General features: G+C 57.6%; 8 protein-coding genes. 7 read left to right on the plus strand and 1 reads right to left on the minus strand.

Annotated features, from left to right (window positions below):
* The 7 genes from KB449_RS06805 (at position 1) to KB449_RS06835 (ending at position 10,939) form a co-directional block, all read left to right on the plus strand.
* Positions 1–1,791, plus strand: coding sequence for a sensor histidine kinase (locus KB449_RS06805; RefSeq protein ID WP_282907654.1), 1,791 nt, complete (start codon positions 1–3; stop codon positions 1,789–1,791).
* 3 nt (positions 1,792–1,794) lie between these two features.
* The gene (locus KB449_RS06810) at positions 1,795–3,402 is read left to right on the plus strand and encodes a response regulator (RefSeq protein WP_282907655.1); all 1,608 of its coding nucleotides are present in this window, start codon (positions 1,795–1,797) and stop codon (positions 3,400–3,402) included.
* Positions 3,403–3,527: 125 nt separating this feature from the next.
* Positions 3,528–5,114, plus strand: a complete 1,587-nt coding sequence (locus tag KB449_RS06815; protein WP_282907656.1) for an extracellular solute-binding protein — start codon at positions 3,528–3,530, stop codon at positions 5,112–5,114.
* A gap of 121 nt (positions 5,115–5,235) precedes the next feature.
* Positions 5,236–6,198, plus strand: coding sequence for an ABC transporter permease (locus KB449_RS06820; protein WP_282907657.1), 963 nt, complete (start codon positions 5,236–5,238; stop codon positions 6,196–6,198).
* 15 nt (positions 6,199–6,213) lie between these two features.
* On the plus strand, positions 6,214–7,107 hold the full coding sequence (locus KB449_RS06825; protein ID WP_282907658.1) for a carbohydrate ABC transporter permease: 894 nt from the start codon (positions 6,214–6,216) through the stop codon (positions 7,105–7,107).
* 41 nt (positions 7,108–7,148) lie between these two features.
* Positions 7,149–9,182: an alpha-L-arabinofuranosidase C-terminal domain-containing protein gene (locus tag KB449_RS06830; protein ID WP_282907659.1), complete on the plus strand. Its 2,034-nt coding sequence runs from the start codon at positions 7,149–7,151 to the stop codon at positions 9,180–9,182.
* A complete protein-coding gene (locus tag KB449_RS06835) occupies positions 9,179–10,939 on the plus strand; it encodes a glycoside hydrolase family 2 protein (protein WP_282907660.1) in 1,761 nt (586 codons plus the stop codon). The genes KB449_RS06830 and KB449_RS06835 overlap by 4 nt, the downstream gene beginning before the upstream one ends.
* A gap of 155 nt (positions 10,940–11,094) precedes the next feature.
* Here KB449_RS06835 and KB449_RS06840 read toward each other — a convergent pair whose 3' ends face one another.
* Entirely contained in the window at positions 11,095–12,372 is a 1,278-nt protein-coding gene (locus tag KB449_RS06840; protein WP_282907661.1) for an ammonium transporter, read from the minus strand.
* Between the last annotated feature and the right edge of the window lie 250 nt (positions 12,373–12,622).

A 12,622-nucleotide genomic window follows, 5' to 3' on the forward strand; every position in this document is an offset into this window, starting at 1 on the left:
ATGAAGCTGGCGGCTTTTCGAAGGCGGATTTCGCCCAGATTGAACATGCAAGGGAAGATTTTTATCGCATTTGCCCTGGTTACGCTGCTGTCCATCGTATCCGTGACGGGCATCGTTTACGTGAACATGCGCGATACGATCAAGCAAAATGCGGTCACCTCGGTGCTGGACAGCATCCGTCAGGCGGATGAATCGCTCAATATTATGCTGCAGGAAATCGACCGGCTGAACACGGTCGTCGTGTCCAACAAATACGCCGTCATCGACACGATCATGAGCCCGAGCGAGGAGATCAGCTATGAATGGTTTCAGGAGCAGAAGCTGATCACCGGTTTTCTCTCGGGGCTTATCGATTATAAGCCCTATATTTCGCGAATCGCCGTCGTTGGGCTGAACGGGAAGGTGTTTTTTTCCGGCAGTCCTTGGATCGACCGTACGTTCCTGGAGACGCCGACGATGGACTTTATTCTGCGCAACGGCTCGCGTCATGCTTATTTTAAGCCGGTGGGGACGGCTGACGCCATTACGGTCGGGCGCGAGATCCGATATAATCGCGAGGCGATCGGGGTCGTGATGGTGGATCTGAATTATGATTTTATCAAAAAAACGTATGCGGTAAAGCCGACTGCGGACAGTCTGCTGTACGTCCTGGACGAGCAGGACGAATTCGTCTACGCGACCGAGTCTGCGCCTTCCTCCGCGCCATCGAACGAAACCTTGGTCAGCGTCAAGCAGCGATTCGCCGGTGCGGGAGATGCTGCCGAAATGAAAATCGACGGAAGATCTTACATCGTCGTCCGCCGTCAATCCGCATATACGGGATGGACGACGCTGGCGCTGATCCCGATGGACTCGCTGCTCAGCGAATCCACGAGAATCCGCAATCTGATGATCGAAGTATCGCTCATCGTATTTGCCGTCGTCCTGATTGGCTCGCTTCAGATGTCCTCCCGCACGACCATCGACATCAGGAGGCTGAAGTCGATGATGACCCGGGTCAAAGACGGCAATCTATCCTTTCCCAAAACCGAGATCAGAACCAAGGACGAGATCGGCGAACTCTACCATGTCTTTATCAACATGGTGGAGGAGCTGAAGCGGCTGATGGAAGATATCCGGAACAGCGAGAAAAAGAAGCGCGAAGCGGAATTGACCGCGCTGCAGGCGCAAATCAGGCCCCATTTTCTCTACAATTCGCTCAATACGATCAAATACCTGGCCAAGCTCAACGGGGTGCCCAACATTGAAGAGGCGTCGGGCGCGTTGATCGAGCTGATGCGGGGCGTATTGGGCAACGCCAATGAATTTCTCTCGGTACGGGAGGAATTGAACTATGTGGCCAGCTACGTCGCGCTCGAAAAATACAAGTTCATGGAGCCGATCAAGCTGCAAACGCAAATCGAGGACGACGAATTGCTGGCGTGCCCGGTACTCAAGCTGATGATCCAGCCGCTGGTGGAAAATGCGATCGTTCATGGCGTCGGTCCGTCCGGAGGCGTCGTGCTCATTCGCGTCTTTGCGGAACAGGGAGACCTCAAGATCGAAGTGACCGACAACGGCAAAGGCATGACGCAGGAACGCATGGATATGCTCCTGGGAGAGCCGGACGCCTCGGAGCAGCCGTCCCGCTTCTCCGGCATGGGCGTGCGCAACGTGCATGAGCGGATCAATCGGATGTACGGCGAGCCGTACGGCGTGAAGCTATACAGCGAGCCGGGTCTGTACACGACGGCGGAAGTTCGTTTCCCCTTGCTCGGACAGACGGATCAATCATGGAAAGAGGAGCGTTGAGCCATGTTTCGAGTGCTGCTTGTAGACGACGAGCCGTTGGTGCGCCATCACCTGGCGACGCTTCTGGATTGGAATAAAGAAGGATTCGAATTGAGCGGCGAAGCGCATACCGGCGCCATGGCGCTGGCTTCGATCGGAAGATCGGCGCCTGATGTCGCGATCATCGACGTGAACATGCCGGAGATGAACGGCGTAGAGCTCAATCGAACGATTAAAGAAAAGCATCCGTCCGTGCGGACGATCATGCTGAGCAGCTACGACGATTACGACTACGTGCGCGAATGCCTGAAGGACGGCGCCGTCGATTATCTGTTAAAGCACCGGCTGAATGAGACGGCCCTTCTGGCGGTATTGAACAAAGCGGTCGAGATACGGCCTTTGGACGATCGGCAGCGCGGGGAAAATACCGGAGAGGAAGTGGCCGAGGATCGGGAAAATCCCGCGGTCATAAGAGATTTTCTTGCGGACTTGGCGAGAGGGAGGCCGGAGGCGGCGTCAAATTTGGAGGCCGAGGCAGGTCGACACGGAATGTTCCGGGGGGCGATCCGCTATGTGGCGGCCGCCGTGCAGATCGTGTCTTTCAGGCTGTTGACGGAGTCTTACAGCGACGTGCAGACGAATCGGCTTGCGCAGCAGGCCGTCGATATCATGCAGCAGAGTCTCGGAGACATGCGCGAGCGGATCGTGGCATATGCGGAGGATGGACGCTTGATCGTCTTGTTCGCGTTCAAGGAACGGAGCGAGCATATCGTCGCCGGCGAAGTCGGGAGAATGATCGCGAAGCTTCAGCATGCGCTCGAGTTATTGCTGAATCTCAAGTGCATGGCCGCGCCCGGTTATATTTGCGGCAACCTGGCGCAGTTTGCCGCCAGCTATGGCGCCGCGGTACGGGCGCTCGACGCTTCGCCGTCCTCGGAGCGGCCAAGCTTGTTCAACGGGCGCGTGTCGCTGACGATCGAGGAGCAGAAGGACCTTTTGCTCTCGATCGAGCGCTTGGACAAGGAAGGCATGCATCAGCTGCTCGCCTCCGTGTTTTCTTCCGTGCGCGGACAGCCCGTTCATTCCCAGACCGTTCAGATGATCGTCAGCGAGCTTCTTCATACCGGAGACAAAGCCGTCAAGAAGTGGATGCCGACTTTGTCGTCCGAAGCGATCAAGAGCGAGCTGCCGTCCCGCGCCGATCTCGGAAAAATCGCCGAGCTCGCCGAGTTGGAGCTGTGGCTCCAATCCTACTATGCCGGATTGCTCAAGCTGCTGAAGCGCCAACGCGCGAACGGGCCTTACTCCCGGCATGTATCGCAGGCGATCGAGCTGATTCTTGAAAAGTATCAAGGCTATATTACGCTGGAGCTGGCAGCCGGCGCGATCGGCCTCAATCCGTCTTATTTAAGCCGGATATTCAAAGAGGAGACGCATGCGACTTTTTCTGAATATTTGAACCGCGTGCGGATCGACGTCAGCTGCAAGCTGCTGGAGAGCGGCCGGTATTCGATCAAACAGATCAGCACGCAGGCGGGCTTTGCCAACTACAATTACTTTTTCAAGGTGTTCAAGGAAATGAAGGGCGTGACCCCGCAAGCCTATCTGAACGGCGACCGAACCGTCAAATAAGTGGAGTGAAAAGTCATAATATTGCAATTGGCAGCGTTTGCAGCGCGCTTACAATGAAAACACGCCGGTAAAACGCTTACAACGTCGGTTCGGTGAAAAACACATTAAGCGGAGGTCATAGAGGTATGCGTAAAAACTGGAAAAGCTACGCGATCGGCACGATGGTCGCGTCCAGTCTGGCGCTCGCCGGGTGCAGCTCGAATTCCGGCGCAAGCGGAGGTGCAGAGCCGGCTGCTTCGACTAGCAGTGCCGTAAAAGCAAGCGGATTCCCGATCGTGGATCAGCCGATCAAGCTGAAGATGTTCACTCGGACCGCGCCCGTTAACGGACCGTTCAAGGATATGCCGGTGTTCCAGGAATACGAGAAAATGAGCAACGTTCAGGTGGAATTCACCGAAGCGCCGACGGACGGATTTCAAGAGAAGAAAAATCTGCTCTTCGCGTCCAACGAGCTGCCCGACGCTCTCTACCGATCGGGACTCTCGCAGCTCGAGGCGACGCGATACGGAGCGGCCGGCCAGTTGATTCCTTTGGAGAACCTGATCGATCAGTACGCGCCGAACCTGAAGCAGCTGATGGATCAATATCCGGAGATTCGCGCGGGGATCACGACGCCGGAAGGCCATATCTACGCCATTCCGGGCATCGTCACCCTGGACGCCGCCCGCACGGACAAGAAGTGGATCAATCAGGCGTGGCTGAAAAAGCTGAACTTGAAGATGCCGGAGACGACGGACGACTTGTACAACGTGCTCGTCGCCTTCAGGGACCAAGACCCGAACGGAAACGGCAAAAAAGACGAGCTGCCGATGACCGCCCGCGCTCCGGTAGCCGGCCAGGGACTGCCTATACTCGCGATGATGAGCGGGTCGTTCGGTCTGGATTTGCAGTTCGGCTACAACATTAATCTTGAGAACGATAAAGTGAATATTTGGATGGGCAACGACCGGAACAAAGAAATGCTCATGTATTTGAACAAGCTTTATAAGGAAAAGCTGCTCGATCCCGAGATGTTTTCGCAGAAGGAAGCGGATTATCTGGCCAAGCAAGGATCGGGCAATACCGGATTTTTCTTCGATCAAACGAATAATAACTTCTTGTCGATCCAGGATCAGTATACCGGCATCGCTCCGCTGAAAGGTCCGCACGGCGATCAGCTGCAGAGCCAAGGTGCGCCGGTCGCGCGGGATTTCGGGGCATTCGCCATCACGTCCGTCAACAAATATCCGGAAGTCACAATGCGCTGGATCGATTACTTCTATAGCGACGAGGGATCCACGCTGCTGCGATTCGGCAGAGAGGGCGAGAACTACGAAGTGAAGGACGGTATTCCATACTACACCAAGGCATTCATCGACTCGGGCAACCAGTCGAAGCTCACGCCTTACGCCGGCGGCGGCGCGCCGCACCTCATCAGCGAAAAGGTCGCCTCCTTCATCAACCCGCCGCAAGTGCAGGAAGCGCAAAAGAAGCTTGATCCGTTCATGCCGAAGGTCCGCTACGCGGCGCCGATGTTCGACGAAGCGACCGCGCAAAAGGTAAACATCCTGCGCAACGATCTTGACAAGTACTACGAGGAGCAGAGCACGAAGTTCATCGCCGGCGCGCTCAGCTTCGACAAGTGGGATGAATTCCAGGCGACGCTGAAAAAGCTGAAGATCGACGAGCTGCAGCAGATCTACCAGGACGCCTACGATAAGATGAAAAAGTAATCCTGGCTTAGGCTTCCTCGAAAAGCGAGCAGAAGAAGAACGGAGTCCTCTCTTCGGACGAACGTGCCCGCAAGGGAAGTCCGGAGAGAGGCATCCTCCGCTCAGATAGGAGTAGATACGCATGGAGAGCGTGCAACCCAAAGCGGCCGCCGCAGCGACCGTCAGCCGCAAGCGGCAGGGCAGCGGACTGCTGAGACGGATGGCCAAACGGTATGATTTGTACCTGATGCTCCTTTTGCCGATCGCCTGGTATTTGATATTCAACTACGGGCCGTTGTACGGGCTGCAGATCGCGTTCAAAAATTTCAATCCGGGCAAGGGCATCGCGGGCAGCGAATGGGTGGGCTTCGAGCATTTTCAGCGGTTTTTCGAATCGTATTACTTTAAGAGATTGCTGTGGAATACGTTATCCATTAACCTGTTCTCCCTGCTGATCGCGTTCCCGGTGCCGATCCTGCTGGCATTGATCGTGAACGAGCTTCGCAGCAAGTCCTTCGGCAAATGGCTGCAGAACATTACCTTTATCCCGCACTTCATGTCGGTCGTCGTCATCGTAGGCATCCTCTCGGTCTTTCTGTCTCCGAGCACCGGACCTGTCAACAAACTGATCGAGTGGCTCGGGGGGGAGCCTGTCCGCTTCATGGAGTCCGTGGGCTGGTTCAAGACGATCTTCATCAGTTCGAATATCTGGCAGAATATGGGCTGGCAGTCGATCATCTATATCGCGGCGCTCAGCGGCGTGAATCCTCAGCTGTACGAGGCGGCGAAGATGGACGGAGCTTCCAGGCTGCGGCGAATATGGCATGTCTCCTTGCCGGGGATCGTGCCGGTCATCGTCATTTTGCTTATATTGGATATCGGCCACTTCATGGATGTCGGATTCGAGAAAATACTGCTCATGCAGAACAACCTGAATCTCGAAACGAGCGACGTCATCTCGACGTTCGTCTACACGACAGGCATCCTCAAGGGCGAATACAGCTATACCGCGGCGATCGGTCTGTTCAACTCGCTGATCAATCTGACGCTCCTGCTGCTCGTGAACCGGTTCGCGCGCAAGACCGCGGAGACGAGTCTATGGTAAAGGAGGCAACTTGCGATGGCTAGACCAACGACCGTTAAAAGCGCATCGGACGGCCGCGTATTCGACATTGTCGTGAACGTCTTCGCCGTGCTGATCATCCTCGTCGTCTTGTATCCGCTGATCTTCGTCGTCAGCGCTTCGTTCAGCGATCCGGCCAAGGTGCTCGGCGGAGAGGTGTGGCTGCTGCCCAAGGGGTTCACGCTGGCCGCCTACGAGAACATCCTGCACAACGGGAAAATCTGGACGGGCTACCGCAATACGATCTTTTACGCCGCGGCCGGCACGCTCATCAATATGATCATGACCGTTCTGGCGGCCTATCCGCTGTCGAGGCCGGATCTTCCGGGACGCAGGCTGCTCATGGTGATCATTACACTTACGATGTTTTTTAACGGAGGCCTCATTCCTACTTATATGCTTGTCAAAAACCTGCATATGGTCGATACGGTTTGGGCGCTGCTCGTACCCGGCGCGATCGCCACTTACAATCTGATCGTCATGCGCACGTACTTTCAGGCCAGCATTCCCTGGGAGCTGCAGGAGGCCGCCCACATGGACGGCTGCTCGAACTGGCGGCTGCTCTGGAATATCATCCTGCCTCTGTCCAAGCCGATTCTGGCGGTCATGGTGTTGTTTTACGCGGTCGGTCACTGGAACTCTTTTTTTAACGCACTCATCTATATTCGCCGGGAATCGCTCTACCCGCTGCAGCTCGTGCTGCGCGAGATTCTGATGATCAGCCAAAGCGACGCGGTGGACGCCAGCGTCGGGATCGAGGACAAAATCCTGCTCGCCGAGAGCATCAAGTACGCGGTCATCATCGTATCCAGCCTGCCGGTGCTGGTCATGTATCCTTTTGTCCAGCGGCACTTCGTCAAGGGCGTCATGATCGGATCGATCAAAGGTTGAAGACGCAATGAACCATTAATCACGTTCTATGGAGGCCGACCTTGAAAAAGAATGCAACGATATCGATCGACTGCAGCAGACCGAGCGACCATACGGTTAACCCTTATCTATTCGGACATTTCGTCGAGGACATACGCGATCATATGGACGCGATGCTCGCTTTCCCGCTGAAGGACATGGACTTCGAGAGCGAGGCGGAGGAAAAGCAAGCGGTCTCCGGCCGCTGGCGCGCCTATACGAACGGGAAAAACACGCAGTACGCCCTCGAGGCGTCCGCCCAGCGGCATTCGGGACGCGCTCAGCGTATCCGACTGCTGAGCGACGACGAGGCCTATGCCGGCATCGCGCAGAAGGCGGCGCTCAAGGGACCGATCGCATACGCGGTCAAGCTGGTCGCACGCGCTTCCGTCGAGCTGCGCTATTTGCTCGTCGAGGCGGTCGACCGGCGTACGGAGGCGTCGCTCGGCAGCGTCCGCATCGACTTGGCCAGCCACAACTGGCGCGAATACGAAGCGCGGCTGCCGGTCTCGGGCGCCTGCGCCGACGCGGAGATTCGCGTGTACGTACCTGCCTCGCATCCGAGGTGGATCGATCACGTGTCTACCGGCATGCTGTGGATCGATCACGTGTCCCTGCTCCCCGAGGACAGCGTCGGCATCGTGAAGCGGGAAGTCGTGGAGATGACGCGCGACCTGAACGCGGGCATGATGAGGCTCGCAGGCAACTACATCAGCGCCTACCACTGGGAGCACGGCGTAGGTCCCGCGCTCGAGCGGCCCGTCATGTACAACGAGGCGTGGGGCGGTTGGACGAGCAAGTACTTCGGAACGGACGAATTCATCGGCTTCTGCAAGGCGCTTGGGGTAGAGCCGCTCATCTGCGTGAACGACGGCTCTGGCACGCCGGAGGAAGCCGCGCAGTGGGTCGAATACTGCAACGGCGGGATCGACACTCCGATGGGCGCTCTGCGGGCCGCCAACGGGTATCCCGAGCCATACCGTGTCCGCTATTGGGAGATCGGCAACGAAGTATGGGGGCAGTGGCAGGTCGGCACCTGCTCCGCCGAGCGATTCGGCGAGCGCTGCGTCGCCTTCGCGCAGGCGATGAAGGCGGCGGACCCTTCCCTCGCGCTGATGGCCTGCGGCCATACCGACCAGGACTGGAACCGGGCCGTACTCGACATCGCGGGCGAGCATATCGACTATTTGACGCTGCATCTGTATCACGGCTACGGACGCTTCGGCATGAACCGGGAGACGCCGGCCGAGGAACGGTACAAGGCAATGGCTGCCTTCTCCGAATGGACGCGGTCGGATATCGGGCGGACGGCGGCGCAGATCGCCGCGAATCCGAAGCACGCCCATATCAAGCTGGCGATCACCGAGTACAACACGATGTATTATCCGAATACGATCCGCAAGGGATTGCCCGAGGAGCATACGCTCGGCGCGGCGGTCGCCAACGCCGCCAATCTGAACGAGATGCTGCGCGCGAGCGACCTGGTTCAGATCGGCAGCTTCTCCGATCTTGTGAACGGCTGGCTCGGCGGCTGCATTCGCGTCGGCGACTACTATGCGGATCAATACTGCGGCAAAGAGGCGGGCTGGAGCGGTCTGCCCCTGACCGTATACGGCACGCCGACTTATGAAGTGATGAAGCTGTACGCGGGCAGCGACATCAGCCGCATGCTGCCGGTCGATACTGTCTGCGGCAGCTTTTCCGTCCAATCTCCCAAGCCGGCGCCATTCGCACTGGACGTCCTGCCGGACCTGGACGTCGCGGCTTGCGCGAACGAGGACGGTACCGTCGTTACCGTATTTATCGTAAACCGCAGCCTGGAAGAGGTCAGGACGGAGCTTCGTCTGGACGACTTCGCGGCTTCGGACGCGACTTCGCTGCACGAGATCACCGGCGATTCGGCAGACGAGATCAACTCCGTATTCGAGCCGGCGAAGATCGCTTGCACGACCCGGGTCATATCCGCCGCCGAATGGCAGAGCGGATATCCACTGCGTCCGTCGTCGGTGTATGCCCTTAAGATCGCGACCAAGACCGGCAAGGGAGGCGCCGAATGACGACCAAATCGTATATCAAGGATTATCCGCGGCCGCAGTTCGTGCGCGACAGCTGGCTGAACCTGAACGGCCGATGGAGCTTCCGCTTTGACGATGAAAACGCGGGGGAAAAACTAAGATGGCAGGAGACGTTCGAAGGCACGCATACGATCAACGTACCGTTCACGTACGAGACGCAGGCGAGCGGGATCGGCGAAGAAGCGTTCCATCCGCAAGTCTGGTACAGCCGGTCCGTTCCGATCCCGAAGGAGGCCGAGGGCAAGCGAGTGCTGCTGCACTTCCAGGCCGTCGACTATATCGCCAAAGTATGGGTGAACGGGACGATGGCGGGCGCCCATCAGGGCGGCTATGCGGCTTTTAGCTTCGATATCACGCCGTATCTGGTCTTCGGGGCCGACAATACGATTACGCTCAAGGCCGAGGACAGCGACAGCTGCACGCAGCCGCGGGGCAAACAGCGCTGGACGAAGGACAACTTCGAATGCTTCTATGTTCAGACCACCGGCATCTGGCAGACGGTGTGGCTGGAGTACGCGGCGGAGCAGCGGCTCGATCGCGTCAAGATCACGCCGGACATCGACCGCAATCGGGTTCGCTTCGACTATGAGGTAACCGGGACGGAGGCGGCGAACGGGCTTCGGCTCGAAGCGATCGTCACGTTGAAGGACAGGCCGGTGAAGCGCGTCGGTCTCGATATCGATCGTCCGTGCCTATCGGTCGAGGTCGATCTCGTGCATGAAGCGAACGGTCCGTGGAAAAAAAGCTGGTGGTCGCCGGAGCTTCCGAATCTGTACGACGTGGAATTTGTGCTGTACGCAGGCGGCGAAGTGGTGGACCGCGTCGGCTCCTACTTCGGCATGCGCAAGATCTCGATCGAGAAAAACAAGGTGCTGTTGAACAACGTGCCGTTCTATCAGCGATTGATCCTCGATCAAGGTTACTGGACGGAGAGCCATCTGACGCCGCCGAACGAGGAGGCGCTTATCGAAGACATCGACAAGGTAATGGAGATGGGCTACAACGGCGTGCGCAAGCATATGAAAATCGAGGATGCTCGCTTTCTTTATTGGTGCGACGTGAAGGGACTGCTCGTGTGGTCCGAGATGGCGGCGACGTTCGAGTACCACGACCGGGCCGTCGAGGCGTTTTCGAAGGAATGGCTGGAGATCGTCCGTCAGCAGTACAATCATCCGAGCATCGTCGCATGGGTGCCGTTCAACGAATCGTGGGGCATCTCCTCCATTCTCCGCGACCGCAGCCAGCAGAAGTTCACGGAGGGCATCTACCATCTGACCAAGGCGATCGATCCGAATCGTCCGGTCATCGCGAACGACGGCTGGGAGCATACCGTGTCGGATATTCTGACGCTGCACGATTATGTCGAAACCGGGGACGAATTTCTGAAGCGGTATGCGGATCTCGAAGCGATCACAGATAACGATACGACTTGCAACAAGTGGAAGTATGCTTTTGCCGAAGGCTACGGTTACAGGGGGCAGCCAATTATGATCACCGAGTTCGGCGGGATCGCGTACCGGTCGGAAAAAGGCTGGGGCTATGGCCGCCAAGTCGATTCGGACGAAGCGTTCATCGAGCGATTCGAGGGTCTGACCCGCGCGATCCGCAGCGTAGAAGGCATCTGCGGCTACTGCTATACGCAGGTGACCGACGTGCAGCAGGAGGTTAACGGATTGCTGACCGAGGACCGCAAGCCCAAGATCCCGCTGGAACGGATCCGGGAGATTAATTTGTCCTAAGCATTTGGACCTTAGCAAACGAAAAGCCGATTCCGGAGTCGTCCGGGATCGGCTTTTTCTGATCAGTTTGAACCTTTCATGCGGGAGAGCTCAGGCATTCGTCGAGTCGTCAGACGTATTCTTACGAAGTCGGGTCCGCCCAAAAAAAGGGGGCGCTACTCTGCCTTCAGCCGCTCGATATCAAGGAAATCGTGCTCTTGGCTGTAAGCGGGCACACCGTGGATGCCGACGTCGAGACCGACGAGCTCTTCGTCGCGGGAGACGCGCACGGGTCGCCAGGCATTGATGAGCTTAAGGGCGCCCCAGGTGAGCGCGAAGCCCCAGACGGCGACGACGGCAAGCCCGAGGGCTTGAACGCCAAGCAGCTTCCAGCCGCCGCCGTAAAACAAGCCGGCGTTAGGGGACAGGCTCGGCACGGCGAACAGACCGACCGCGAGCGTGCCGATACTGCCGCATATCCCGTGAACGGCGAAGGCGCCTACCGGATCGTCGACGCGACGACGCTCGAGCCATTCGGTTGCCAGCACCATCGCGATGCCGCTGAACGCGCCGATGAAAATGGCCGCTCCGTCCGATACGAAGGCGCAGCCTGCGGTGATGCCGACAAGGCCGGCTAGCGCGCCGTTAATAACCGTAGGCGGGTCCGCTTTTTGATAGCGCAAAATGGTAAACAAGATGCAGGCAGCGCTGCCTGCCGCGGAGGCGAGCATCGTCGTTACGGCAATGTGGCCGATGTTCGGATTGGTCGCGCTGAGCGTGCTCCCCGAATTGAAGCCGAACCAGCCGAACCAAAGAATGAAGGCGCCGACGGAAGCGAGCGGGAGGTTGGAGGGCGGGACGATGTTGACCCGGCCGTCCTCGGCGAACCTGCCGATGCGCGGACCGAGGAACAGGGCGGCTGCCAGCGCGGCGAAGCCTCCGAGCGCATGAATGGCCGCAGAGCCGGCGAAGTCGACCATTCCCAGCTTCGCGAGCCAGCCGCCGGCGGACCAGATCCAGTGACCGGAGATCGGATAGATAAGCCCGGTCATGACAATCGTGTAGACGATGTACGCGCGGAAATGAATGCGCTCGGCGACGGCGCCGGATACGATGGAGATGACGGCAATGACGAATGCGCATTGGAACAGCCAGAAGGTGTCCGTCGAGATGTTCAGGCTGAGATGGGACAAGTCGCCCTTCATGCCGAAGCCGGACGTTCCGATCAAGCCGCCGGCATCCTTGCCGTACATTAGCGCGAAACCGACGGCGTAGAACAACAGGGCGCCGAACGAGATGTCCACGAATACCTTCATGATGATGCTGACCGCGTTTTTTTGCCGGACGAAGCCTGCTTCGAGCAGCGCAAAGCCGCCTTCCATCAATAAGATCATCGCGGCGGTCAATACAACCCATATTGTATCGACGCCGCTGGAGAGCGTCTCCAACGTCATTCTACTTCCCCCAGAATGCTTCGATTTTTTGTCGCATGACCACAAGAAGAATAAAAATACGACCAAATTATATATTTAGAAGTCATATATGTCAACGAAACATGTTATGAAAAATGACATGTTAAAGAGGCTGGGTAGCGCCTCAGTCCCGAGACCGAGGCAAGTTACATCCCGCGCCGCTATGGATGCGATTCGACTTTCCTTTATAATGTAACCAGCAGAACCTATTCGTACAGAAAACTGGAGGAAC

Source organism: Cohnella hashimotonis (assembly GCF_030014955.1).
Taxonomy (GTDB): domain Bacteria; phylum Bacillota; class Bacilli; order Paenibacillales; family Paenibacillaceae; genus Cohnella; species Cohnella hashimotonis.